Consider the following 23,611-nt stretch of genomic DNA (forward strand, 5'->3'; position numbering starts at 1 on the left):
CTCAACCTTTCAAGGCACCGGCAGTGATGCCCTGCACAAAGAATTTTCCGAGGACGAAGTAGATCAGCAGCGGCGGAGCGGCCGTGAGCAAGGCTCCTGCCATGATCACGTTGTAGACCGCACCCGACGTCGTTGTTGAACTCATGTTGTTCAACATCACCGTCATAGGCTGGCCCGTGGAACCGCCGAAGGTGGCGCCGACCAGGAAGTCATTCCAGATACCCGTTACCTGAAGGATCAGGACGACGATCAGGATGTTTCCCGACATCGGCAGGATGACCTCCCGCAGGATGACCCAGAATGAACCCGAGTCGATCATCGCCGCCGACATGAGGTCGGCGGGCAAACCGCGGAAGTAGTTGGTGAAGATCAAGGTGAGAATGGGAAGCGCCAGCGCCGCGTGAACAAGGGCCACACCCCAGACCGACCCGAATACACCGAGGGTCGACGCGATCTTGATCAGCGGAAACATGATCACCTGGAAGGGCACGAACGCGCAGACGAACATCGTGAACAGAAGCCCGTTCGCCCATTTGACCTTCCAGACGGCCATCGCATAACCCGTCACCAGCGCAACACCGATCGACAGGACAAGGCTCGGCGCCAGAATGAACAGCGAATTGACGAACCCGACCGACAGACCATTGCAGACGGTGCCGGAGCACGCCTCGAACATGGCGTAGTGCCAGCCCTCCACCGTCCAGACCTGCGGCAGGGAGAAGATATTTCCCAGCCGGATCTCGTCCATGGATTTGAACGCAGTGACGATGATGACATAGAGCGGCACGCAGAAGAACGCCGCGTACATCGCCAGGAAGGCAAAGATCGCAAGCTTCGGCCCCCATGCCTTGCTCTTCCGGCGGCGGACGCTTCGCTGGGCCACAGCAGACGTGTTGGCCTGCGCGCGGGACATTGTGTCTATACCTATCGTCATGATGCGGACCTCTTGCGAAGCAGAAGGAACGGCAGGAACAGCAGGCAAGTGATGATCAAAAGCGTGGTTGCCGCCGCACTCGCATAGCCGAGATTCTGCCGTTGCCAGTATGTGTAGATGGCGAAGAACGCAGGGACGAACGATCCACCGCCCGGCCCGCCGTTGGTCATGGCGACGATGACCTCGTAGGCCTTCACCACGCCGATGGAGAGCAGCAGGATCGAGGTGAAAAAGGTGAGCTTCATCATGGGAATGATGACCTCGATATAGAGCCGCCAGATGGGAATGCCGTCGATGCGAGCAGCCTGCCAGATCTCGCTGTTGATGTTCTTCAACCCGGAAAGCATCAACGCCATGTAGAACCCGGTACTTTGCCAGATCGAAGCGATGATGATGCCGTACATGACCGTCTCTTTTGACGAGAGCCAGTCGAGGTTCAGGCCCGCAAGGCCGATCATCTCGGCCGCGTGCTGAAGCCCCAGAGACGGATTGAAGAGCCACTTCCAGACAATGCCGGTGACGATGAGCGACACGGCGAGTGGATAGAGGAAGATGGTGCGGAAGAAGGACCGCCCAAGAACTTCCTTGTCGACCAGCACCGCTAGGATGAAGCCGATGACAATCGAGAAAAGGCTTCCGATCCCGAGGATCACCATGTTCTGGAGAGACAGACTCCAGGCGCTATCCCGGAACAGTCTGGCATACTGCGAGAAGCCATTGAACTCGTAGCTTGGAAAACGGCGACTGTTGGTGAACGACAACATGATCGTCCATGCAACAGAACCAACAAAGGCAAAGGCAGTCACCCCCACAGCCGGCGTTAGCGCGAGCTGAGGCGTGATGCGACTCCAGCGGGTCGGCATGTTTTTCCTCCATTTTTTGTAGCAGCATGGTCCTCCTCGACCATGTAGTAACGCTGCGACACTTGCTGTAGTAACGCTACTACGGCATGAGTGCAAGTAGGTTCTGTAGGATCATCTAAAATTGGACACGACATCGATGCGACAGCGAAAAGTCACACTGGCCGACATTGCAGCTAAGACAGGCTACGGGACAAACACCGTGTCGCTTGCGCTACGAGGAAGCACGCGCATCTCGCAGGCAGCACGGGACCTGATCCGCGGTGTAGCGGACGAAATGGACTATGTGCCCAACAAGATCGCGGCGTCGCTCGTGCTAAACCGGAGCAACACGATCGGGTTGATCCTGCACGAGATCACCAACCCTGTTCTGACGAGTGTCGCCCACATGGTTCAGAAGACACTCGGCAAACACGGGTACAGCGTTCTTTTCGCCTCGTCGAACGGCGACCCGGAAGAGGAACTCAAGGCGATCGCCGCTTTCCGGGCGCGAATGGTCGACGGGCTTCTCATCTATCCGATCGCACATTCCAAGCTTGATCACCTGAAGGCGCTTCGGCGAAACAACTTTCCGACGGTGCTGTTGATTCACACAGACGCAACAGGCATCGATGCAGTCGGCATTGACGAACGAAAGGGAGCGTTCGACGCTACGAACCATCTTATCGAACGCGGGCATCGCCGCATCGGAACATTGGGACCTTCATTCACCAGCACCGTTGGCAATGTCGGCAAACTGCAGGGTTATCGCGATGCACTTGAGGCTGCAGGCATTGCTTATGACCCGACCATTGTTTCGATCCCCATTGATCACTCGATCGAAGCAAGCGTCCATGCAATGGACGAGCTCATGGCGCAAGATGACGCGCCGTCCGCCATATTCGCCACAAGTGACCTGACCGCCCTCGCCGCCCTACGCTGGGCGGCGAAGTCCAACTTCAAGGTGCCCGAGGAATTGGCGATCGTCGGCTTTGACGACACTGATTATGTGGCACAGGCGACGACGCCAATTTCATCGATTCACAACGACGTCGAACAACTGGCGACAGAGGCAGTGGAACGCCTCTTGTTCCTCATTGCCAACAAGGAGCTGCTGCCACCCGCGGAGACACGCACCACACCTGGGCGCCTTATCATTCGCGAGAGCTCATAGCATTCGAAGTCCTGCCGGCACCGGATCGTTTGCGGATCAGCTTCGGTACGGAGCTCTTAACCCCATCATCTCGATAAAGCGCGACAGGTGATTTATGCCGCTGATCAGATCCTCGCCGTTCGCCTCGATCACTGCGCGGCGCTCATCATCGGAAGCAGAGGCGATGGCACGCCAGCGATCCGTCAGCTCTGACAATAATAACTCCAACTGCGCGGCTTTGCCGCCGGAATGACAAAGGTCGAGCAGGTGTTGGACGGTAACCGCTCCTATCCCGTCCGGGGTCTTGCTACCTGCGGAGCTATATCCTTCCGGCAAAGTCCCCTTCAAGTTCGTGACGGTTTGCGTCCGGATGGCATCGTAGATTTGATCGATAGCCTGCTTCGCGCCGGCGACGCGCGAGGGATGATCGGTGTCCGCCGCCGCGTGCGGCAGAAGCTCCAGCCGATCCGGGTAGTGCTCCACCAGGCGCAGATAGGGAACCATTGGGCCGGCCAGTTCGCCGGTCGCAGCGTTCTTGAACAGATCGGCATCAATTGCGGCGTGCCGTACCTGGCCGCTCGCCAGCGCATTCCCCAAAGCATCGACATCAACAAGTTCGCCGCGATCATAATTCACCAACACGGCCCCAGGGGCCAGCATGGAAAGCACTGTCTCGTCGATCAGGCCCGCATTGGCATAGCGTCCTGTTGCTGCATCAAGGCTGCCGAGACCGACGTGCACGCTGAGGACATGCGCGCCGGAAGCGGCTGAAGCAACGCTGTCGCCATAGACGAAGCCTTCAGACTCGATCCATTTGCGATGATGGGCGCGGGCATGGACGACGACACGCATACCGAAGGCTCGCGCCAGCTTGGCCAGCTCACGTCCGATATTGCCATAGCCAATAATGGCGATCGTCTTGCCTTCCAACTTCTCCGTCGGATAGTCGCGGAGCTGGCGGCCGGTATCGAAATCTCCTCTGGACGTCAGGGTGTGAAGCGTATCGACCGGTAGGTCGGGCAGGACCTTCAATATGGCCTTCATCGCCATCTGGGCGGTCGCCCGGCTGTTGATGCCGGGTGTGTTCATCAGCGGCGCCGCCCCGCCTTCGCCACCACCACCGCCCCATGAGAGCGACCCCATATTGCCGGTACCGGCGCCAATCCGCACGCCGCCGAGCGGGAACACCGTCTCGGCCGGCAGGAAGGTGGCTGCCGCGATCACCGCGTCGTATTGCCCCTCGCCAGCCGCCGCCAGCAATTCGGCGGCAGTGCTGAGATCTGGCTGGTAGAAGAAATGCAATACGCCCGGCTGCAGTGGACCCGCATCCCCGATGGCGCTGAAATGAAAGACACCGCCCCGGGATTCAATATAGGCCCTCGCCTCCGATGGGTCGGGTTTGCCATCCTCCCCAAGCTTCAGTCCTATCAGATCGCAGACAAGCACCTTGTAGCTGCGGGAAGGATCAAAGACGCTTTCGCCGGCGGAGGATGGGCTGGTCATGGGTATGCTCGCAAATTTTTCTCGTCTTGCAGGTCTAGTTTAAAAAACGGCTCATGCGAAACGGTTTCAGACGAACCGGGGTCGAAAGCTCCGTCGTCATCGGCGGTGCATGTCAAGACGCAGAAAAACGACAAGGACTATTCGAGAAACTTCTCGACCGCTCTAAAAAGTCTGCTTTGAAGGCTTCTGTTTCGGGCCCCGGCACGAGATCGAAAGCGTGGAATACGCCGTCATAGACATGCAACTCGGTCGGCACGCCCGCATGAATCAGACGCTTCGCGTAGTCGATCGCATCATCAGCCACGACGTCAATGCTGCCGACGGCGATGAATGCCGGCGCCAGGTTCGAGAGGTCCTGCGTGCGTGCGGCGGCAAGGTAGGGCAAGCTTTCGGGCGACGCATCTTTCAAGCGCGCGGCCCATACCTGTCGCAGGTAAGCCAGCGACAGAACAAATTCTCCGGCGTAAGCATTGGCTGGAGGGCCATCGGAACTAACCAGGCGATCATCTAGCGCCGGATAAATCAGAAACTGAGCCTTGAGTGGGAGAGAAGCATCTCGCGCTCGCAACGCAACGCCCGCCGAAAGGCTACCGCCGGCGCTATCGCCCATAACGGCGATAAATCGTGATTCAAAGCCCAGGTTTGCCGCCTCGCGATGCAGCCAACCAAGAGCGGCCACGCTTTCATCGAGAGCGACGTGACCACCGACTTCAGGCGCGCGACGATAGTCGACAGATAGAACGACGATATTGTGCCGATTGGCAAGTTCAGCGCAGAAGGGAGCAAACATGTCTGCTGAACCTGCGATCCAGCCGCCGCCGTGCACATGCAGGATAGCGCCGCGCACATCACCGCCGGCGGGTCGAAAGAGAAGCGCTCGAACCGCGTTTTCACCGTCGCGCTCGATGAATTTCACCTCAAAATCGACGCTATCAGGAGCACCGTACGCACCTTCATAGGCTTTGAGCAGGTGTCCTCGGATTTCCTCCAGCGGCTGCGTGTCGTAGTCGAAGATCGGAATGACTGTTGCGGCGTCGCGGTAAGCTGGAGCAACAAGGTGAAGCGTGCTCATGGAATGGGGGTCCTTTTGAGGTTTCGAAATCGTGCAACATCGAAGCGCACACGCGAGACGATGGCAGGGAGGATGAAGATGTGTCGGCGCCAGGCTGATGTGATGAGCCCGTTTGTTGGGCCCATCAGGGTCGCTTACGGCAGGCGGTCGCAATGCATTGCGACCGGTCTCAATACGCGGAGGCCTGTGACTTCAGAACCTGTGTGATGCTTGCGATGAGGTTCGTTCGCGCCTGGGTTGCTAGCGCGCTAGCCAACATGTCGAAGCCGTGCACGGCACGCGCGTAGACAAACAGGTCGGTGGGGACACCGCTACGCAAGAGCCGCTGAGCGTAGGATACATCCTCTTCTCGGAACAGATCCAGCGCGCCGGTCACAACTATGGCTGGCGGCAACCCATGCAAGTCCTCCGCCAGCGCAGGCGAAAGGTAACCCACCTGATCGCTGTCGCGATTGAGAGAACCCTTTACCGCGTTCCATGAAAAAGCAGTCAAAGGACGATTGACCACGAACTCACCGGTCAGCGGATCGTCAAAGGGTGCTTCCTCGGTGCCAGTTCTCATATCGAGCATGGGATAGAGCAGGATCTGAGCGCATAGCGGTATTTCTTTGCGATCACGCGCGAGGAGCGCTAGCGCGGCAGCAAGGCCACCGCCTCCGCTATCACCCATTACAGCGATGCGGTTTGGATCAATCTTCAGTTCGGCAGCATTGGCATGCAACCACTTCAGGACTGAGTAGCAATCTTCGAGGCCGCTCGGAAACGGAAACTCTGGCGCCAGACGATAGCCTGGGGCAGCGACAACTGCGTCGAGATCGGATGCAAGTTTCAGATGGCTCCCTGCCATCAATTCCGGCGAACCGGCAACCATTCCGCCACCGTGTAGATAGAGGATGGCCGGCTTTAGAGCGTCGCCGTTCTGAGGCCGATGAAAAAGAACGCGAATGGTACCTTCGCCATCCAACCGGGGAGCCTGGCGCAACTCATAGTCGACGGGCTCGGGCGTCAAGAGCGAGCCCAATCCCTCCATCAACGATCGGAAATCCGCAATGCCATGCAGTTTGGGATCAAACGACAACATCCCATCCATGAGCTGCCGCTGTTCGCGGTCGACGAGATTAAGAGTGGTCACAGATGTAATCTCCTGCTATTTTTATCACAACGATCACTCCAATAAAGCATTGCGGAGCTAATTACAACAATGACCGATGTGAAAAATAGCCGACGGCGGGGACGACCTGCGGCCTTTAATCGAGATGACGTGCTTATGCGCGCGATGGAAGTGTTCTGGGCTCGTGGATACGATCTTGCGTCCATCCCCCTGCTCACCGAGCGGATGGGCATATCGGCACAGAGCCTATATGCCGCCTTTGGCTCAAAGGACGCTCTCTACCGCGAGGCCATGGAGCTCTATCAGACGACGGTCGGGGGGTTCGGCACCAAGGCTCTGGCGGAGGAGAAGGACGCGGTGTGGGCAGTGGCTCGGCTTATCCACGACGCGGCGCTGGTTTTTTCCAGCAGCGACTACAATCCGGGATGCATGATTACGACAGCTCCATCTGGCGATAGAGAAGAACCTCTAAGTGAGTTCGGCAAGCAACTTCGAACACAGAGTATTGAACAGGTACGCGCCCGCCTTCAGCGAGGCGTAGAGGATGGACAGGTCAAAGCCGATGTCGATTGCGACGTTTGGGCGCGTTTCGTGGCCGCGATAGTTCACGGACTGTCGGTGCAAGCCCGAGACGGGATGTCGAGAGATGCTTTGATCGCAAGCGCGGATCTGGCAGCGGCGTCCCTTGAAGCCCTTCGTGCGAAGGTTCACGCCGATTAGGTTGTAGAAGCCGCCGGAACAAAGACCGCTTCGCGCGCGCCACTGCATCCGGGAGCGTACACCTTCATGATGTATTTCCGCGGGGGCTGGCTTGGCCCCTGGCAACTCCCTTCAGCTGCTCGCGAAAGTTACGCGTGACGACGGAATGATCATCAGGATGGGTCGCCAGTGCAAGTCGAGCTCGCGGCGCGTCGCCTATGATCGGCAGGAAAACCACGCCTGGCACGTTGATGTTGGACAAGGGAGCTGGAACGATGGAAACACCAAGTTCGACTGCCACCAGGTTCGCAATCGAAGTGATCTGAGGGGAGACCTGTCCAATCACCGGCTCGAAGCCCGCCCGCCGGCAGGCATCGATGACCTCGTCATAAAGATCAGGCCCAAGACTACGGGAGTGCAAGACCAGAGGTTCGTTTTTCAGAGCGCTAAGCGGAATCGCATATTCGGATGCGAGACGGTGGCCGGAGGGGAGCACGACCATCATCGCATCCTCGGCGAGGTAGGTCACCGTCAGGCCTTCAGGTGCCGTCGGGCCTGGCCGGATGAACACGGCATCGATCGATCGGCGCCTCAATTGCTCGAGCAGTTGCAACGTGTTGAGCTCGGCGAGCGTGACTTCGACCTTCGGATAGGCACGCCGAAACGATCTTATGATCTTCGGGACTGCCTCATTGAACGCGGCCGAGCCGGTAAAGCCGATCCGCAGCCGTCCGAACTCACCGGCCGCGCCACGCAAAGCCATCTTCTTCGCATAGTCGAGCTGTCCAAAGATTACATAGACCTCCGCCAAGAATGCCTCGCCTGCCTCGGTGAGCGATGCCCCCCTTGGGAGCCTGTGGAACAATGGTACCCCGATCTCCTCCTCCAGATCCTTGATCTGACTGCTCAGCGGCGGCTGAGCAATTCCCACCCTCTCCGCGGCACGGCGGAAATTGCCCTCTTCCGCGACCGCAATGAAATAGCGCAGGTGCCTCAGCTCCATCTGACCTTCCTCAATCGATACACAAAAGATATCACAAAAAACTTTTGATATATTGGATATTCCTTATCGCGTGGCGCATATTTCGGTCAACAGAAAGGATCGGATATGCGCACAACAGACGACAACGCCCTGCACTCCTTCGTCGGCATGTGGGTCACCGAGGATGGCTACATTCGTCAGGAGTTGCTGCCGAACGGTCGCTACGACGAAGCACGCGGCAACAAGAGGAGCGCTTACCAGGGGCGCTATGAAATTACCGGGAACCATATCGAATATTGGGACGATACCGGTTTCACCGCAGACGGCGAATTCATCGACGGCGTCCTGCATCACGTCGGGATACGATTTCATCGCGAATAACGCCGGCCCATTCTGCCGAGCTGACACTAAGGCTCGGCTGCCAAACCCCGGCAAAAGTCTACGGACTGTTTGCCGGTATTTCGGGTACCCCCAGAAAGAGAGAGCATGATGATAAAGGTATATAATCCTGCGGATGGCAGCCTCGTCGGCGAAGTCCCTCATTTTTCGGTCGAAGAGGTCAAGGCGGCGATCGACCGCACGTGTGATGCCTTCCCTGCTTGGTCGCGCAAACTCGCAAAAGAACGGGGCGATCTTCTTCGTCGCTGGTTTGAGCTGGTGCGCGACGACAAGCGCATCTTTGCCGAGATCATGGTCAAGGAAAACGGGAAATGCCTTTCGGAAGCCATGGGCGAGATCGATTACGGCCTGGGCTTTATCGAATGGTATGCCGAAGAGGCAAAGCGGGTCTATGGCGACACCATCCCATCGCATGCGAACAACGCAGCGGTGTTGGTCTTCAAGGAACCGGCCGGCCCGACAGCGTCGATCACCCCGTGGAACTTTCCCTTCATGATGATCGCGCGCAAGATTGCAACCGCGCTTGCCGCCGGCTGCACGATGATCATCAAGCCTTCGGAGGAGACGCCGCTCACGGCCTACAAGCTGCTCGAATATGCTCGAAAGGCCGGGATTCCCGAAGGCGTCTTCGAAATGGTGACAGGCGACCCTCGGGAAATCGGGCCGCTTTTCACCGGTGACGATCGCATCCGGAAGATTTCCTTCACCGGCTCCACGGCCGTCGGCAAGCTGCTTGCGGAGGCAAGCGGAAAGAACCTGAAAAAGATGACGCTCGAGCTGGGTGGCAATGCGCCATTCATTGTCTTCGATGACGCTCATTTCGACGACGCAGTCGCCGGCATTGTGTCCGCGAAGCTGCGCAACTCCGGGCAGGTCTGCATCTCGCCGAACCGAATTTACGTCCACAGCAGCATCTATGACAAGTTCGTTGCCGCTGTTGCGGAACGTGTGGCCAAAATTCGAGTCGATCAGGGCCTTCAAGACGATTTCGTTGTCGGCCCCTTGGTCAACAAGATCGGCTTCGACAAAGTTGCGAACCTCGTCGAAGAGGCCAAGGCGGCGGGTGCGCTTGCCGTTCTCGGCGGCAAGCCTCACGCCAAGGGCGGTTTGTTCTATGAACCGACTATTCTCGCTGACGTCACGGACGACATGAAAGTCGCTCGCACCGAAATTTTTGGACCGGTTTTTCCGATCTACCGGTTTGACAGCGAGGACGAGGTCGTCAAGCGTGCCAACAATTCCGAGTATGGACTTGTTGCATATGCCTACACCAAAGACCTTGCGCGCGCGTTTCGGCTGTCGCGCGACATTGAGGCGGGCATGGTCATCCTGAACTCGCCATCCGTCGGAACCGCCTCGGTCCCGTTTGGCGGTGTCAAGCATTCCGGCTTTGGCCGCGAAGGCAGTTACTACGGCATCGAGGAATATGTCGAAGTCAAATACGTTCTGATGGCGAGCCTCGATCGCTAAACTTTCCGATTGGAAATGGCGGCACAGCCGCCGTTTCCCCATCGATCCGGAAACGTTACCTTCTTAATCTCCCCCAGGACAAACAAATCATGAATGCGAAAGCAGATCCGCAGAGATGGCGCGTCTTCGCCATGGCGGTAACAACCGCTATCACAATCGCGAACGTCTATTACTGCCAACCGATCCTGTCCAAGATCAGCGATACACTGGGAGCAACGGATGCGCAGATCGGAAACCTTCCGGTGCTGACCCAGGTGGGCGTCGGCATGGGTCTCCTGTTCCTGGCGCCGCTGGGCGACATGCTTGACAGAAAAAAGCTGGTCATCTGCCTTGAGCTTCTTCTCGTATGCGCATTGCTCGGCATGTCGGTCGCCGACACCTTGGTAACGGTCTACGCCGCAAGTTTCGCGATCGGCGTCTTCGCGGTCGCGGTCCAGATCGTTGTCCCGATGGCGGCCTCGATGGCGACCGCCGAAACAAAGGGCAAGATCGTTGGAACTGTGTTCACCGGCACGTTGACCGGCATTCTCGTATCGCGAATAGCCAGTGGATATCTGGCGGACTGGTTGGGTTGGCGCTCTGTCTATATCGTGTCGGCCGCACTCGTTTTTGGTGTGAGCCTACTCATCCTTGCTGCATTTCCAAGCCAACCCGGCAAGCATCAAGGCAGCTATGGCGACCTCATGGCATCGACGCTCTCACAATTCTTCCGATTTGCGAAACTTCGAAGACTTTCCTTGCTCGGCGCTCTGATTTTCGGTGCCTTCTGTTCATTCTGGACCACGCTGACATTCCATCTGAGCATGGCACCGTTTTCCTTCGACAGTAGCCAGATTGGTCTATTTGGTTTCGTCGCGATTGCAGGAACTCTTTTCGCCCCGTTCTTCGGCAGGCTGGCGGATCGCAGTAGTCCTGAACGAATGCAGACACTGACGATCTTCCTGATGATTCTCGGAGTTCTGTGTGGCCAGTGGTGGCAAAACTCGACGATCGCGCTTATCGCGGCGACGCTCCTTCTGGACATCGGCGTGCAGGCAACTCAGGTCAATAACCTAGCACAAATCTACAAGCTTGACGAAACTGCCCATAGTCGCATCAATTCCGTCTTCATGGTCTGTTTCTTCATCGGCGGCGCGATTGGATCCTACTGTGGCGTTTGGGCCTGGAGCGCTGGCGGCTGGCCGTTCGTAAGCGGTCAGTTGCTTGCCTTCAGCGTCTTCGCGCTGCTGGTTTCGATACTCAACCTGTCCGCCTCGAAAAGACCATCTGCTCCGCACATCTGAGCGTCACGAAAGCGGGAACCTGCTCGCCAGCATTTCCGCGCCGTTGCTTCAAGGCCTCACGAGGGGCGCAGTATCGCTGAAGGCGAGCCGGACTGCGCCTCATCCCGACGGGCAGACGCAATCAGGCCTTGTTGAAAACATTTGGTGATCTCAAAATTCGTTCAATTTCGCCGTCGCCAACAGCTTCACGAGCCAATCGACAAATACCCTCACCTTGTTACCGAGATGCCGGTTCGGCGGATAGACGATGTAGAGAGGGATGCTTGCACCAGACCATTCCGGCAGGACATTCACCAGTTCGCCACTTGCAATTGCCTTGCGTGCCGTAAAGTTCGGTGTCTGGCCAATGCCTAGCCCTGAGGTGAGTGCCTCTATGAAGGTCCGGCTATCGTTGACCGAGAACAGGTAGCCGGGCGCGATGTCGATGACAGTTTCACCTCGGATGAACCTGAAGGTGGCGGATGGCTTCGTGTGCGAACGAAAATAGCCGATTGCGCGGTGCCCAGCCGCGATATCATCCGGATGTCGCGGCGCGCCAAACTGGTCGATATAGCCGGGCGAGGCGCATGTGACGAAATCAAGCTCACCGACACGTCTGGCTATCAGGGATGGGTTTGAGGGGTTCCCGACGGTCAGCGCGCAATCGACATTCTCGGCGACATAATCGGTATCGCCCGCACTCACACCGAGATCGATGTGCAGGTCCGGATATTTTTCATAGAACCCCTCTAATGCCGGCACGAGCAACGAGGTTGCGAACGCGCCCGCCATTTCGATGCGAAGGCGACCGCTCGGCGTCATGTTGGACGTCAGCAGGCTGGCGTCCAACTCGTCGAGTTCGGCTATGATGCGGGACGCACGCTCGTAGTAGAGCGCGCCGTCCATGGTCACGGTGAGCCGCCGTGTCGTTCGGTTGATGAGCTTCGTGCTTAAGTGGCTTTCGAGATTCCGGATCGAGTTGCTGACTGTCGCCTTCGGCATTGTCAGTGCATACGCCGCGCGTGTGAAGCTTCCGGTTTCGACAACTCTTAGGAAGGCGCGCATCGCCTGGATCTGATCCATGTGGTGTTTCATCCGGTATGGCCTGCGCGGGCCATCAAGCGGGAGCCTTTCAGTTGTCGATTGGAGGAAGAACAGATGACCTCTCGATACGAGAGGTCATCTTTCCGGCCGACGGCCGTGGGAGGGAGACGGCAAGCGGCTCAGGCTTTCGCCGCGCGTACATGGCTGACGCTGAGCCAGATGGCGGAAACGAGGAAGTAGAATGCTCCGAGCCCCGCATATCCGGCGACGTTTGCAATCGACGGCTCGTCGGGCATGCGCGCTTGTAGAACGAAGAAGATGCCTGCGACCGCCGATTGGCCACCGCTCAGGATCATGACCCACTGCCCGCCATTGGTCTTCCAGCGGCGCACGGCAGCGCTGAGCTGGAGCAGGCCCGAGAAGATCGCCCACAGCCCGAAGACGGCCAGAACCCAGTTCATGCTCATCGTGAGGGCGAACATCACGATCACGGTCATGAGCGAGCTGACCCAGAAATTGAAGGCTTGGCTGCGATTGTCGGCCAGTCCGCCATTTCGCCCCGCATCAACGAAGTTCGCCGCCGCGTCCCAGGCAGGATAGATGATCAGCAGAAAAGCAGCGACGCCCGGGGACTGCCGGCCGACGGCAAGCGCCGCGATGACCCACACGATGGAGAAGGCTGCTCGTGCGAAATAGTAGCGTTTCAGCCAGAATTCATTGCTGCTGATGGTGCTCGATGTCTTGTTGCTCATTTTGAACTTTCCTTTTCCTGCGCTTGGAACGTCTGTCCAAGACGCGGTCAGATGTAGAAGACGCGATCGCCGAAGCGTTTTTCGTCGTCCGCCTGTTTTCCGATGCGATCATTTTCCCCTGAAAATCGGGGCGCCATTTCGCTTTGGCGCTCAGCTTTCGCCTGCTGTAGCCGCTGCTCCAGGCCTGCGGTGATGGCCGACTGCCGGGCCGCAACCCAGCGACCATCGGGATCTGTGAGGATAGAGTTTGTCTGACAGGCACTGACGGGGCTTGGAGGCGCCGTCGCCGATATTGGCTGGATCCTGTTCACTCTTCGTCTGGTCATGAAATCTCCTTTGCGGCTTTGCTAAGGGCATTCACCTGCAAGGCGACCGGTCAGAAATCAGGATCCGGGCACCGGACATTCACGTTGGAGCGCGCCAATTCGAGATCGGCGATCACTCGTCTAGATTCCCGCGTACCACTCGTACCCGCGATCCTCCCAGAAGCCGCCATTACCACCCCACAGACTGTCGAAACTGTCGACGATCTCGATACGCATGACGTATTTGGCATGCTTGTAACCGAGGTGCCGCTCGACCCGCAGGCGCAGCGGAGCCCCGTGGCCGACGGTGAGGTCCTTGCCGTTCATTTGATAGGCGAGGATGGTTTGTGGATGAAACGCATCGACAAGGTCGATGCTCTCGTAATAGCGACCGCTTCCGTCGAGCGTCTTTTCCAGTTCGTCGGCGCAATGGAAGACGGCAAATCGCGCGTTCGGCCGAAGCCCGACAGTCTTGAGCAACGTTCCCAGGGAAACACCCGTCCACTTGCCGATCGCGCTCCAGCCCTCAACACAGTCGTGACGAGTAACCTGCGTGCGAGCCGGCAGTTTCTTCAAGTCGTCGAGCGAAATCTGGAGCGGCCTTTCCACGAGGCCATCGATCGTGAGCCGCCATTTTGCGAACCGACCCTCAAGGAGTTCTGCATATTCCTCGCTATCGGGCGAGCTCGTGCCATTGACCCGGAAGGACGGCGAGATATCCGCCTCGCTGAACTCGCGCGCCAAGGCATCGCGCCCCTGCAGCAGGCGCTGCGCTTTCATCGTCAGCGTCTCGGCCGAACGGATAACGCCGGCAACCTTGTCGTTCTGGTCGAAGAGGTCGCATCCCGAAAGGGTGAGCGCACTGGCACCAAGCGTACTGCCGATCAGGAAGCGGCGGCGGGTGAGAAAACGGTTCATGGGTTCGGTCCTGTTTCCTTGATCGCGTAGCGGCCGGTCACCATCGATCGGATGTTGTTCCAAGTGCCTGACAGCACGACCATCGCGACATGGACGACGACAAACAGCACCAGCAGCGACGCCGTCACGAAGTGGATCGTCCGCGCTGACTGTCGTCCTCCAAAGACATCGACGAGCCAGGGAAAGGCAGCGTCTACGCCGGGCGACATCGTCAGGCCGGTCAGTATCATCAGCGGAAGCAGGACCGCGATCACGGCAAGATAAGTCAGCTTCTGCAATGCATTGTAGCGTTTGGCTTCCTCTCCCTTCGGGAAGCGCAGGCGCGCATGATCAAGGATCTCGTGCCAGAGATGACGGGGAGATAGCTCGCGCACTTTCGGCGCAAGGTCCCGCCTGAAGTGTCCGTTCAGTATCCCAAAACCTGCATAGACGAGGCCATTGATAAGAAACAGCCAAGCGAAGAAGAAGTGCCAGCGACGCCCTGCCGCGAGGTCCTGAAACGAGGGAATGGTCGCCCAGGCGGGAAATGCCCTTGCCGTCGGCTGGCCATCGATATTGGAAATCCCGAGCACACCGGTGGTCGAAACCTCCAGACCCGCAGCGCGTACGAAGCCATGTGCATCGGCGCCATTTCCCGCAGACCCAATGGTAAGAACGGCTGGATCGCCATCGGCGCCATAAGGGCCCCAGTAGAGCTCGGGATGGGCGTTGAATATCTGCAGGCCGCTCAGCAGGAGAAAACTCAGGCAGACGACGTTCAGCCAGTGTGTAATACGCGTCAGAAGCGAGTGGCGGCGGATGAATATCGTCCGGGGATACTGGACGTTGTCGTTGGTGGCATTCATGTCCGGCCTTGCTCCTTAAAGAGGCGGATTTTCTGGAGGATCGTCGCCGGTCGAACCGGAAGGGGCGGTCCAGCCGACCGGCGACAGACATGGTCACATTGGCGGGACCACGCCATTCTTTCCAACGACGAGCTGATGGGCGACAGTGCCGGTAGAAGCCTTCTCGGCCGGCACGAAGACAACGGCGCCCGGAACGAGGTCGTCCTTCGTCGCAGGCGCAAGGGTGACAACCGGCGTACCGTCAGGGATCGAGATCTTCTTCTCCTTGCCCTTGTAGGCGACGGTCACTGTGCGGCCATCGACACCTTTGACGGCATCGGCGACAGTCGCATTCGTCATGCTGCTCTCAGGCTTCAGGTCCCAGCCATAGCTACCCTCGCCCGCACCCTTAAGCGCCGGCGGGAAGATGAGGACTTCGAGCGCGCCATCGCCGCCATCTTTCTTGGGCAGCGACGCAATGCCGACGAAGTCACCCGGCTTGATGTCCTCGATCTTCGCATTCGCCACAGCCGAAACCTGCCAGCCGTCAGCGAGAGCAACATCGAGGGTCTCACCTTCGCGGGTCTTCACGGTCAGCTTGGAGCCGCCAAAGGAAACAACGCTACCTCTGACATTGATGCGATTGCCCTTGGCGTCTTCGGCATGAACAGGCAAGGCGACCATCGTTGCCAATGAAAGGCTGGAGAGCACCAGAGCCAAAGCGGGTGTGAAGTTCTTTATCATGATAATCTTCCTACTAGTTGATAGGTGAACAAGGCGCGGTTTTACCTGGGGCGAGACACCGCCCCAGGCGATTATTGAACGGTGGTTCTCGACAGACGCTCCAACGTGGGCGCGAGCACAGTCGCGAACACGGCAGGCTGCCTATAGGCCCGCGCCGAGAGCATCGCTCCATGAACGCAGGCCAGGAAAGCTTCCGCCTCCACATCCGGGGCGCTCGTCAGGTTCAAGGTACCCGCTTGGGCGCCCCGCACCATCACCGAGGTCAGCCACTGTGACAGGAAGCGAAAGAAAGCAGTAACCTCGGTGGCAACTTCCGGGGGAAGCGAAGGTAGCTCGCTTGCAAGCATGGCGCAGACGCAGAAGGGCCTGCTTGCGTCCTCAATGCATCCGGCCCAGTGATCCGCGTAGATCTTCAAGATCTCCCGTGGCTCCGGGACATTCCGTTCCAGTGCCTCGACGCCCGCCTGCGCATCCTCGCGATAACGCAGAAGCAGCTTTCGAACCAAGTCTGACTTGGTCGGAAAATGGTGATGAATGCTTGCCTTGCGGATTCCAACGACTTCAGCGATATCAGCATAGCTGAAACCATTGTAGCCGCCGCTCATGATGAGGTTGCGCGCAGAAGCGAGAATGTCGTCCGAAGTCGTCGATAAGTTGCTCATGCATTATGCCTACCTTCTAGTAGGGAGACTGTCAATCGCCAATGCTATTTATTTTGTCCGATGCTCGGAAAGCCGATCATAAGATCCAGTTATCAGCCTGGGCTCCAACTTTCCAGCCAGCGTCGCTGACCTTCCTCCGTATCCATCGAAAACGGGCAACCGACCCATCGTTGCCATCCGACTAGAAGGTAGTTAAAAGGCTATTGTGGCTGCGCCGGCAGCGTCCGACACGTCCCCCAGAGAGCACAACATGACCAGAGCGGAAGACAACAGCCTTGAAGGCCGACTGCGCATCGTGGAGGACAAGCTCGCGATTTATGAGCTTATAGCGTCCCATCCGCCGAGCGCCGATACCGGGCATTCCGAGTACACGCTTTCCGTCTACGAGGAAGACGGTCTATTCGACCGTGGCCCCACACTCGATGGCGCACGCGGCGCAAAAGACATTGCCGCGTTTATCGAACGCCCCGAGCATCATGAGGCCATTGCCGCAGGCTTGGCGCATTTCGCGGGCCTGCCACTGATCGACTTGCGGGGTGACAGCGCGATCGTGACCTCTTATCTCCAGATCGTGCATCTTGATCACGGTGGTGAGCCGCGCGATCTGCCAAATCATGGCACCTCGACCGGATATCGTATCCATCGAGCCGTTGTTAATCGCTGGGAACTCCATCGCATCGGCGGCCGCTGGCGGGTAGCGCGGCGAACCCTTCTTCCAGTTGATGGTTCGCGGGCTCACCAGACGTTGTTGCGCACCAGTCTGGACGAGTTGTACTTCGCCCGGGATGGAGAAAAGTAGGCCGGGCTCGCCGCGCCCGCGAAGGTTCGCGGCGCGAGCGTTTCTGATGGCGGTGGCAGCCACAAGCTGACTGCCGCTCGCATCCTCACCACCGCCACCCAGTCTGGATGATCGCCTAGATACCGAGGCGTTTGCCGGCAGCCTCCGCAGCCTGCTCTATCTGTTGGCGCATCATGGGCGTACGCGCACGCAACGCGGCAGCTCGCTCCGGCTCCTTCTCCGGCGTGCCGCCATCAAAGGGCGGCTCTGGTGCATATTCGAGAACAAGCTGAACGCGCCGCGCTGCGTCCTCACCGCGAAGTTCGGCGGCAAGGGCAAGCCCAAAGTCGAGACCGGCGGTCACGCCTGCCCCAGTCATCCGGTTTCGGTCCTTCACGACGCGCCTGTTGACCCGCCTTGCCCCCATCAGCGGCAACAAGTCGGCATGTACCCAGTTCGCCGTCGCGTCGTAGTCCTTCAACAATCCTGTCGCCGCAAGGGTCAGGACACCCGTACAGATGGCTGTAACCCATTTGGCTTTCTCTCCCCGTTGGCGAAGAAAGTCCATGACCTCCGGATCGTTCATGCAATCGATCGTCCCTAGCAGCCCGCCGGGGACAAACAGCACGTCCGGCGCCTCGTCGGCCTCGGCAAATGTCTTGGTCGGGGTAACCGGGATGCCGAGCTCGGTCGAAACGGGCATCCTGTCCTTCCAGACAAGATCGATCCGGCATCGCAGGATATCAAATACTGTCATGGGTCCGACGAGATCCTGCATGACCATGCGTGGATGGACAAGCATGGTGATGCGTGGCGCATCAGCGGGGATTGGCATCTGGTGAACTGCGGGTCCCGGTCCCTGCTGGGCGGAAGCCGGGATCGAAAAAGCGCTGGCGGCACCCACGCTCGCGGCAAGCGCGAGAATGTCGCGGCGGCTGAAGTCGCTCATGGTCATCTTCCTTGATTACAGGCGCCCAAGACCCGATGTTTCCGGATCGCGGAGATTGATGGACGGACGGCCCGAAGCGCCATTGGCAAACCCATACTCACGGGCCGTCCGCCAGGGAGAAGCGTCGTAGGCACGGCCGGCGCGCGGGCAGCGCGCACTGCCGCGTGCAACTATCCCCTTTCAGGCACGACCACATCTATCGTTTGCACTTCAATCACGCTGTGGGCGGCATTGACGAGCTCGAGCTCCACCTTGTGGGCGCCTGGCGGCAATTGTCCGAAATAGATTGGGTCCGTCGAGGCGTGAATCCATTTCCATCCGGCGCCATCGACCATGACATGAATATGACCGATCGTCGGCTTCAGCTTCGTGGCCTCCGCGCCCGCGATTTCCGTGTAGATGGGAAGGATCATCATGTTTTCGACGCGGAAGGGCAGATAGACATAGCCATCCTTGAGGATCGCTGCGTCGGGCGAGGAGACGATCAGCTTCGGGCTAGCCTCCTCCCCGGCCTGAGGTGAGGCAGTCGTGGTCTTTGCAACCATCATCTGATTGTGATCCGCGGCGTGTGCGGTGGAGATAGCCATGAGGCAAACGGCAAGCAGCGTGGCGGAGGCTGATATCTTCAATTTCGTCTTCCTGATTGGTTGATCGTTCCATGTCCGCAAACACTCGCAATCAGCTGAAGCGTTTAACAGCATGGCCACATATATCTACCAACTAGTAGGTATATGTAAATCGACTTTCATGGTGCAAATTGTCGCAGCGCTTCCAATGCGATGTAGACCGCGAGCAGTGGCCGCTCTGGCTGGCGTGGGACCCCTATCAACGTGGCCCCGGCGCTGATCGAGCATTGAATGCCTTACCCTGCGTCGCGTGCGGTTGCCGGCGGAGCGTCGGAAAGGCTGATGCCTGGCTGAATCAATATGTTGCCACCTTCCGATGTCGTCGCAATGATGCCATCGGAATAGATTTTGACAGATGCGATAGTGCCTTTGACAGATCCGTCGGCGCTCTCAATATATTTGCCAACATATCCGCCCGCCTGTGTCAGGTTAGAGCCAGCAAGCAGAGCATCGAGCTTCTTGTTTGTCTGGATGCTCTGTTCCACTTGGGAAAAGGTCGCCAATTGAGCGAGCTGCTCACTGGCATCGACAGGATCGGTGGGGTCCTGATTTTTCAGCTGCGCGATGAGGAGCTGCAAGAAATCGTCATAATCTGCTGTCGTCTTATGCTGGACATTGGTGTTGGAAGCAGTTGCTGTGGAGGCAGTGAGACTATCGAGAGAGCTCGTCATGCGACGTCCTTTCTGTGACCGGGCATTGCGGGGCGATTGTGCACGTCCCTTGAAAACGGTCCTGCAGAGGTTCCCCCGAACCGTTGACATACGCCTACCTTCTAGTAGGTTTATCGTCAATCGGAAACAGCTGACTGTTGAATTTGCGTCCCTTCACGGTTAGTACGAAAGCGAAACAGACCGGCGGCAGACATGAAGACAATCGGAATTCTCGGCGGTATGTCCGCCGCTTCAACGCAGATCTATTATCGAGAACTCTGCAATCGAACCCGACAAATCCTGGGAGGCCTGCACTCTCCGGAATTGCTCATACGTTCCCTGGATTTCGCACGGATCGAGGCCCTGCAGGTCGCTGGAAAATGGGAAGAAGCCGGCGAGATTTTGAACAGAGAAGCCAAAGCCCTTGAGCGCGCCGGCGCGGATTTCATTGTCTTGGCAACCAACACCATGCACAAGCTTGCCGAGCAGATGATGCACGGCGTGTCGATCCCCTTGCTGCATATCGCCGACGCCACCGCATCACGCATCAAGCTGGAGGGTCTGCGCAGCCCGGGACTGATGGCGACCGCATTCACAATGGAGCAGTCCTTCTACACCGACAGGCTGGTTGCTGCCGGTGTTACGGCGATCATACCGGAAACGCGCGATCGAAGCGAAACGCACCGGATCATCTACGAAGAGCTTTGCTGCGATGTTGTTGCCAAGCAGAGCGAAGAGGCCTATGTCGCCATCGCCCAACGTCTTGTCGATCGAGGCGCCGATTGCCTGATCCTCGGCTGCACGGAAGTCGGCATGCTTCTTAACCAGGGGAATGTGTCTGTGCCGGTATTTGACACGACCCTGATCCATTGCGATGTGGCCCTCGCAATGGCCCTCGATGACCAGGTCCCGTCATAGACACGAGTCAAAGCTAGTGTCGAAGACGTGACTTGCCGAAGTCCTGCGCCCTCGTGACCAGCCAAGGTCAACAATCCAACTCGAGATTTCCCCGCGGCACTGCGAGACACAAGAGAGCCTGGTTGAGAGAAAGCAGCGGCATCTCGTCGCCGACATGGTCAACGACCCCGCTGATCACTTTTTGAACGCAGGACTGGCAGTCCCCGAGGCGACAGGAATACGCAACCTCGATATCGTTCTTGAGCGCAAGGTCGAGCAGCGTACCATCACTCGGTGACCATGATGCCGACTTGCCCGATCTGGCGAAGGTAACCGTACTGCCACTGACCGTATCCTTGCCAGCAAGATCGAGCGTCCCGCCCGACGCCGCTTCAAAGGCTTCGTAGCGAATGGATAGCGGTTCTGCCCCGCGTGCGACCAGCCCATCGCGAAGCGACGTCATGAAGATGTCGGGACCGCAGATATAGAAGTCGGCCTCATCCACCGGCAGCGTCCGAGCGAGCATATCGCTGTCGATCCGACCGACGAAGTCGCAGTGATCTTCCTTCTGGGGGCGCGAATAGCAGGTGAACAGCCTGACGCCGCCTTTTCTCGCTCGTGCCGCGATGGCTTGAGCCTCCCTTTCGAAAAGATGGGTGGTCGCATCGCGGGCGGCGTGAATGAACCATACCTCTCGGCCACTGTCTTCCGACACAATTTGCTCCAGCATCGGAAGAAGAGGCGTAATGCCAACGCCGGCACTGATCAGTACGATCCGGCGCCCTGGCGAACTCGACAGCACGAAGCGCCCGGCAGGGACGCCCACGCGCAGCTCCATTCCCGGTTGGATTGTATCGTGAAGAAGGTCCGATACCCCGCCTCTTCCGACACGGCGCACCGAGATGCGCAGGCTTTTCCCGTCGGGTTGGCGCGACACGGAATACGAACGCTGTCGAAGAGCGCCAGATGCACCCGGCACGGAGACCGTAACGTACTGTCCGGGAAGAACGGGGCCGATCGGCGCTTGGTCGCAGGGCTCAAGGACGAACGACGTGACATCAGGGCTTTCGCGGTGCCGTTCCGCGCATCGGAACCGGCGCTTGCCGGACCAAAAACTGCGGCGGTCCTGTTGCCAGACACGCGAGCGCGACAACGCCGCGGAGCAGTGAAAGTAGACTTCCCGCGGCGAGATCTTCAGCGCGTTCGGTTCCGATTCCGAACGCCCGTTGATCCGGAGCAGTTCGTTCTGTCCCGGTATCATCGTCAGGAGCGCGCATTCCCCGTCGGCTACGGCAGCGGTGCCATTGGGAAGGCGAAGGCGGTAGGCGTGCCTATTGTCGAACGGGATGGCGGCAAGCGGCGCTTCAGCGGTAATGTCGAGTGCGATCTCCGCATTTTCGCCTTCCCGGGCATAAACGGTCAGAACTGCATTCTCCATGAATTGCAGCGCGCCAGGACCCGCGAACCCGCCAACCTTCTGGTCGACGCCCTCCATTGGAGGGCCATAGACTTCACGCACACCGGCGTCCTGCAGATCCCGTTCCTCAGCCTCGCTTCTCGGCACAGGAGAAGCTCCCCTCGCAGCCTGCGCCGCCTTGTCTCCATCAATGACAGCGCCCAGATCGAGCGGCGGCAAGCGCCGCGCTGGATCGATCCAGAAGCCAGCCTGGTCGAAAGCCGGGGTTTGAGCGAATTCGAGCGAGGTCGGCGTCAACACAAGCACGCTGATCGGCGGGTTCCCATCAGCTGGGAACCGCGCGAGGTGTTCCGCAAGAAACGAGACCTCCGCATCCGCCGCGACACGCAGGAAGCGGCCACATCCCCGGTTCACGATGATGAGCGCAACACGAGGGTTGGCGAGGATGTTGCTGATCGTGTCGAGCCTGCGATTGCCATTGTAGTCGGGCAACAAAAGGGTCCCGTCCTCGGCAACCGTCAGGACACCAGGCTGCCCACCTCGCGGCGAAACGTCCATCGCACCTTCGGCATTGCGCGACGCGATGAAAAGGAGCGTCGAGTTCTCGATGAACCGACGGATTTCCATATCCATGTCTGGTGTCCTTCTTGAAACGCCGCCAACGGAGCGAGCGACAAATACCTTGGCGCCGGAGATATCCGCGCAGAGCAGGCGCTTTGGATCAGGAGCGTTGACGTTCGGCCAGCGCGCGCAACACGTCGGGCCTGCGCGGAATGGAGGGCTGCGCGCCAGCCTGCAGACACGCCATGCTGGCTGCAACGACTGCGATTTCCGCGGCCTCCCGCAAGGAACCACCTCGATCAAGTTCTGCCGCGAAATACCCACAGAACGTATCGCCGGCGCCTACGGTATCGAGCGGCTGAATTCCAGTAGCTGCGACTTCGAAATATTCCTCAGGTGCGGAGACGGCCACGCCTGCCGCGCCTTTTGTGACGACAAGTATCTGGTTATTTCGACGGCTCCATGCGCGCAGTGCCTCTGGGTCTTCCTCGCCGTTGCTCAACCTTGCCCATTCATGCTGGTTTGCGATGACGACATCCGCGAGCCGCGACAGATTTGCGGATGTTGCATCGAAGGGTGAAACGTTAAGGACCGTCCTGACGTCGTGAAGTCTTGCAAGCTCCAGGGCCGCCTTGTTCGTTTCAAATGGAACTTCCTGCTGAAGGACGAGTAAACCCTTTTGCGCTCTGGCGACCGCAGTGGCAGCCATGTCGATATCTACGAGCCCGTTGGCACCGGCCGCCACGACAATACAGTTCTCACCTTGCCAATCGACGTAGATGTTCGCAGAACCGGTGTCCTCCTGAACAATGGCAACATCAGAAATCGAGACACCGCTTTCGACCAATTCCTGGAGGGCGATCTCCGCGTGCTGGTCATCGCCAACAGCGCCAAACAAGACGGCGTCGGCGCCGGCGCGCCTTGCCGCGAGCGCCTGGTTTGCGCCCTTGCCCCCACCGAAATGAGACCTCCCATGTGCATGGAGCGTTTCGCCAGCTTGAGGCAGGCTTTCCACTTCAAACCGGATGTCGAGATTGATTGAACCCAGAACGACGATCAT

At 58.6% G+C, this 23,611-nt stretch carries 25 protein-coding genes; 7 read left to right on the forward strand and 18 right to left on the reverse strand.

Features of this window, described 5'->3' with window-relative positions:
* Window position 1: 1 nt before the first annotated feature.
* Window positions 2–934 carry a carbohydrate ABC transporter permease gene (locus ACODTZ_RS05275; RefSeq protein WP_489024261.1) on the reverse strand — a complete coding sequence of 311 codons (933 nt, stop codon included), beginning with the start codon at window positions 932–934 and terminating at the stop codon, window positions 2–4.
* A complete protein-coding gene (locus ACODTZ_RS05280; RefSeq protein ID WP_112981089.1) occupies window positions 931–1,797 on the reverse strand; it encodes a carbohydrate ABC transporter permease in 867 nt (288 codons plus the stop codon). The genes ACODTZ_RS05275 and ACODTZ_RS05280 overlap by 4 nt, the downstream gene beginning before the upstream one ends.
* 121 nt (window positions 1,798–1,918) lie before the next feature.
* Here ACODTZ_RS05280 and ACODTZ_RS05285 point away from each other — a divergent pair, with 121 nt between their 5' ends.
* Window positions 1,919–2,947: a LacI family DNA-binding transcriptional regulator gene (locus ACODTZ_RS05285; RefSeq protein WP_489024263.1), complete on the forward strand. Its 1,029-nt coding sequence runs from the start codon at window positions 1,919–1,921 to the stop codon at window positions 2,945–2,947.
* Between the two features lie 36 nt (window positions 2,948–2,983).
* On the opposite strand, the gene ACODTZ_RS05290 is transcribed toward ACODTZ_RS05285, so the two are convergent.
* The 3 genes from ACODTZ_RS05290 to ACODTZ_RS05300 form a co-directional block, all read right to left on the reverse strand.
* On the reverse strand, window positions 2,984–4,429 hold the full coding sequence (locus ACODTZ_RS05290) for an NAD(P)-dependent oxidoreductase (protein ID WP_489024265.1): 1,446 nt from the start codon (window positions 4,427–4,429) through the stop codon (window positions 2,984–2,986).
* Between the two features lie 112 nt (window positions 4,430–4,541).
* Window positions 4,542–5,501 (reverse strand): alpha/beta hydrolase, encoded by a 960-nt coding sequence (locus tag ACODTZ_RS05295; RefSeq protein ID WP_489024267.1) that lies wholly within the window; start codon window positions 5,499–5,501, stop codon window positions 4,542–4,544.
* 169 nt (window positions 5,502–5,670) lie between these two features.
* Window positions 5,671–6,633, reverse strand: a complete 963-nt coding sequence (locus ACODTZ_RS05300; RefSeq protein ID WP_489024269.1) for an alpha/beta hydrolase — start codon at window positions 6,631–6,633, stop codon at window positions 5,671–5,673.
* Between the two features lie 69 nt (window positions 6,634–6,702).
* On the opposite strand from ACODTZ_RS05300, the gene ACODTZ_RS05305 reads away from it, so the two are divergent.
* On the forward strand, window positions 6,703–7,332 hold the full coding sequence (locus ACODTZ_RS05305) for a TetR/AcrR family transcriptional regulator (protein WP_489024271.1): 630 nt from the start codon (window positions 6,703–6,705) through the stop codon (window positions 7,330–7,332).
* Between the two features lie 64 nt (window positions 7,333–7,396).
* Here the strand turns inward: ACODTZ_RS05305 and ACODTZ_RS05310 are convergent, their stop codons facing one another.
* Window positions 7,397–8,314 carry a LysR family transcriptional regulator gene (locus ACODTZ_RS05310; RefSeq protein ID WP_489024273.1) on the reverse strand — a complete coding sequence of 306 codons (918 nt, stop codon included), beginning with the start codon at window positions 8,312–8,314 and terminating at the stop codon, window positions 7,397–7,399.
* A 105-nt stretch (window positions 8,315–8,419) separates the two neighbouring features.
* On the opposite strand from ACODTZ_RS05310, the gene ACODTZ_RS05315 reads away from it, so the two are divergent.
* The 3 genes from ACODTZ_RS05315 to ACODTZ_RS05325 all read left to right on the forward strand — a co-directional run bounded on the left by ACODTZ_RS05315 (window position 8,420) and on the right by ACODTZ_RS05325 (window position 11,445).
* Window positions 8,420–8,674 (forward strand): Atu4866 domain-containing protein, encoded by a 255-nt coding sequence (locus ACODTZ_RS05315; protein WP_489024274.1) that lies wholly within the window; start codon window positions 8,420–8,422, stop codon window positions 8,672–8,674.
* A gap of 69 nt (window positions 8,675–8,743) precedes the next feature.
* Window positions 8,744–10,162, forward strand: a complete 1,419-nt coding sequence (locus tag ACODTZ_RS05320) for an NAD-dependent succinate-semialdehyde dehydrogenase (RefSeq protein ID WP_489024276.1) — start codon at window positions 8,744–8,746, stop codon at window positions 10,160–10,162.
* Window positions 10,163–10,251: 89 nt separating this feature from the next.
* The gene (locus ACODTZ_RS05325) at window positions 10,252–11,445 is read left to right on the forward strand and encodes an MFS transporter (protein ID WP_489024278.1); all 1,194 of its coding nucleotides are present in this window, start codon (window positions 10,252–10,254) and stop codon (window positions 11,443–11,445) included.
* Between the two features lie 150 nt (window positions 11,446–11,595).
* Here the strand turns inward: ACODTZ_RS05325 and ACODTZ_RS05330 are convergent, their stop codons facing one another.
* The 7 genes from ACODTZ_RS05330 to ACODTZ_RS05360 all read right to left on the reverse strand — a co-directional run bounded on the left by ACODTZ_RS05330 (window position 11,596) and on the right by ACODTZ_RS05360 (window position 16,673).
* Window positions 11,596–12,507 (reverse strand): LysR family transcriptional regulator, encoded by a 912-nt coding sequence (locus ACODTZ_RS05330; protein ID WP_489024279.1) that lies wholly within the window; start codon window positions 12,505–12,507, stop codon window positions 11,596–11,598.
* A gap of 140 nt (window positions 12,508–12,647) precedes the next feature.
* The gene (locus tag ACODTZ_RS05335) at window positions 12,648–13,220 is read right to left on the reverse strand and encodes a DUF308 domain-containing protein (RefSeq protein WP_489024281.1); all 573 of its coding nucleotides are present in this window, start codon (window positions 13,218–13,220) and stop codon (window positions 12,648–12,650) included.
* Between the two features lie 47 nt (window positions 13,221–13,267).
* On the reverse strand, window positions 13,268–13,531 hold the full coding sequence (locus ACODTZ_RS05340) for a hypothetical protein (RefSeq protein ID WP_489024283.1): 264 nt from the start codon (window positions 13,529–13,531) through the stop codon (window positions 13,268–13,270).
* Window positions 13,532–13,666: 135 nt separating this feature from the next.
* On the reverse strand, window positions 13,667–14,443 hold the full coding sequence (locus ACODTZ_RS05345; protein WP_489024285.1) for a molybdopterin-binding protein: 777 nt from the start codon (window positions 14,441–14,443) through the stop codon (window positions 13,667–13,669).
* Window positions 14,440–15,288 (reverse strand): cytochrome b/b6 domain-containing protein, encoded by an 849-nt coding sequence (locus ACODTZ_RS05350; RefSeq protein ID WP_489024286.1) that lies wholly within the window; start codon window positions 15,286–15,288, stop codon window positions 14,440–14,442. Before ACODTZ_RS05350 ends, ACODTZ_RS05345 begins: the two co-directional genes overlap by 4 nt.
* Before the next feature lie 93 nt (window positions 15,289–15,381).
* Window positions 15,382–16,011 carry a hypothetical protein gene (locus ACODTZ_RS05355; protein ID WP_489024288.1) on the reverse strand — a complete coding sequence of 210 codons (630 nt, stop codon included), beginning with the start codon at window positions 16,009–16,011 and terminating at the stop codon, window positions 15,382–15,384.
* Between the two features lie 71 nt (window positions 16,012–16,082).
* Window positions 16,083–16,673 (reverse strand): TetR/AcrR family transcriptional regulator, encoded by a 591-nt coding sequence (locus tag ACODTZ_RS05360; protein WP_047511292.1) that lies wholly within the window; start codon window positions 16,671–16,673, stop codon window positions 16,083–16,085.
* Between the two features lie 250 nt (window positions 16,674–16,923).
* Between ACODTZ_RS05360 and ACODTZ_RS05365 the strand changes: the two genes are divergently transcribed.
* Window positions 16,924–17,472 (forward strand): nuclear transport factor 2 family protein, encoded by a 549-nt coding sequence (locus ACODTZ_RS05365; protein WP_489024290.1) that lies wholly within the window; start codon window positions 16,924–16,926, stop codon window positions 17,470–17,472.
* A 115-nt stretch (window positions 17,473–17,587) separates the two neighbouring features.
* On the opposite strand, the gene ACODTZ_RS05370 is transcribed toward ACODTZ_RS05365, so the two are convergent.
* The 3 genes from ACODTZ_RS05370 to flgD all read right to left on the reverse strand — a co-directional run bounded on the left by ACODTZ_RS05370 (window position 17,588) and on the right by flgD (window position 19,697).
* Complete coding sequence (locus tag ACODTZ_RS05370) at window positions 17,588–18,400, reverse strand: DJ-1/PfpI family protein (RefSeq protein ID WP_489024291.1); 813 nt, start codon at window positions 18,398–18,400, stop codon at window positions 17,588–17,590.
* Between the two features lie 170 nt (window positions 18,401–18,570).
* Window positions 18,571–19,029 carry a DUF6130 family protein gene (locus ACODTZ_RS05375; protein WP_489024293.1) on the reverse strand — a complete coding sequence of 153 codons (459 nt, stop codon included), beginning with the start codon at window positions 19,027–19,029 and terminating at the stop codon, window positions 18,571–18,573.
* 233 nt (window positions 19,030–19,262) lie between these two features.
* Complete coding sequence (flgD, locus tag ACODTZ_RS05380) at window positions 19,263–19,697, reverse strand: flagellar hook assembly protein FlgD (RefSeq protein ID WP_489024294.1); 435 nt, start codon at window positions 19,695–19,697, stop codon at window positions 19,263–19,265.
* 192 nt (window positions 19,698–19,889) lie between these two features.
* Between flgD and ACODTZ_RS05385 the strand changes: the two genes are divergently transcribed.
* Window positions 19,890–20,594 carry an aspartate/glutamate racemase family protein gene (locus ACODTZ_RS05385; protein ID WP_489024296.1) on the forward strand — a complete coding sequence of 235 codons (705 nt, stop codon included), beginning with the start codon at window positions 19,890–19,892 and terminating at the stop codon, window positions 20,592–20,594.
* 67 nt (window positions 20,595–20,661) lie between these two features.
* On the opposite strand, the gene ACODTZ_RS05390 is transcribed toward ACODTZ_RS05385, so the two are convergent.
* Window positions 20,662–22,623 carry a pyridoxamine 5'-phosphate oxidase family protein gene (locus tag ACODTZ_RS05390; RefSeq protein ID WP_489024298.1) on the reverse strand — a complete coding sequence of 654 codons (1,962 nt, stop codon included), beginning with the start codon at window positions 22,621–22,623 and terminating at the stop codon, window positions 20,662–20,664.
* Between the two features lie 88 nt (window positions 22,624–22,711).
* Complete coding sequence (locus tag ACODTZ_RS05395; protein ID WP_489024300.1) at window positions 22,712–23,611, reverse strand: ribokinase; 900 nt, start codon at window positions 23,609–23,611, stop codon at window positions 22,712–22,714.

The organism is Rhizobium sp. FG113, from assembly GCF_057809895.1.

Coding starts and splice junctions, on each gene's coding strand:
- ACODTZ_RS05275 (WP_489024261.1), bottom strand. CDS start 934: ATGACGATAGGTATAGACACAATGTCCCGCGCGCAGGCCAACACGTCT.
- ACODTZ_RS05280 (WP_112981089.1), bottom strand. CDS start 1,797: ATGCCGACCCGCTGGAGTCGCATCACGCCTCAGCTCGCGCTAACGCCG.
- ACODTZ_RS05290 (WP_489024265.1), bottom strand. CDS start 4,429: ATGACCAGCCCATCCTCCGCCGGCGAAAGCGTCTTTGATCCTTCCCGC.
- ACODTZ_RS05295 (WP_489024267.1), bottom strand. CDS start 5,501: ATGAGCACGCTTCACCTTGTTGCTCCAGCTTACCGCGACGCCGCAACA.
- ACODTZ_RS05305 (WP_489024271.1), top strand. CDS start 6,703: ATGACCGATGTGAAAAATAGCCGACGGCGGGGACGACCTGCGGCCTTT.
- ACODTZ_RS05310 (WP_489024273.1), bottom strand. CDS start 8,314: ATGGAGCTGAGGCACCTGCGCTATTTCATTGCGGTCGCGGAAGAGGGC.
- ACODTZ_RS05315 (WP_489024274.1), top strand. CDS start 8,420: ATGCGCACAACAGACGACAACGCCCTGCACTCCTTCGTCGGCATGTGG.
- ACODTZ_RS05325 (WP_489024278.1), top strand. CDS start 10,252: ATGAATGCGAAAGCAGATCCGCAGAGATGGCGCGTCTTCGCCATGGCG.
- ACODTZ_RS05330 (WP_489024279.1), bottom strand. CDS start 12,507: ATGGATCAGATCCAGGCGATGCGCGCCTTCCTAAGAGTTGTCGAAACC.
- ACODTZ_RS05335 (WP_489024281.1), bottom strand. CDS start 13,220: ATGAGCAACAAGACATCGAGCACCATCAGCAGCAATGAATTCTGGCTG.
- ACODTZ_RS05345 (WP_489024285.1), bottom strand. CDS start 14,443: ATGAACCGTTTTCTCACCCGCCGCCGCTTCCTGATCGGCAGTACGCTT.
- ACODTZ_RS05350 (WP_489024286.1), bottom strand. CDS start 15,288: ATGAATGCCACCAACGACAACGTCCAGTATCCCCGGACGATATTCATC.
- ACODTZ_RS05355 (WP_489024288.1), bottom strand. CDS start 16,011: ATGATAAAGAACTTCACACCCGCTTTGGCTCTGGTGCTCTCCAGCCTT.
- ACODTZ_RS05360 (WP_047511292.1), bottom strand. CDS start 16,673: ATGAGCAACTTATCGACGACTTCGGACGACATTCTCGCTTCTGCGCGC.
- ACODTZ_RS05365 (WP_489024290.1), top strand. CDS start 16,924: ATGACCAGAGCGGAAGACAACAGCCTTGAAGGCCGACTGCGCATCGTG.
- ACODTZ_RS05370 (WP_489024291.1), bottom strand. CDS start 18,400: ATGAGCGACTTCAGCCGCCGCGACATTCTCGCGCTTGCCGCGAGCGTG.
- flgD (WP_489024294.1), bottom strand. CDS start 19,697: ATGACGAGCTCTCTCGATAGTCTCACTGCCTCCACAGCAACTGCTTCC.
- ACODTZ_RS05385 (WP_489024296.1), top strand. CDS start 19,890: ATGAAGACAATCGGAATTCTCGGCGGTATGTCCGCCGCTTCAACGCAG.
- ACODTZ_RS05390 (WP_489024298.1), bottom strand. CDS start 22,623: ATGGATATGGAAATCCGTCGGTTCATCGAGAACTCGACGCTCCTTTTC.
- ACODTZ_RS05395 (WP_489024300.1), bottom strand. CDS start 23,611: ATGATCGTCGTTCTGGGTTCAATCAATCTCGACATCCGGTTTGAAGTG.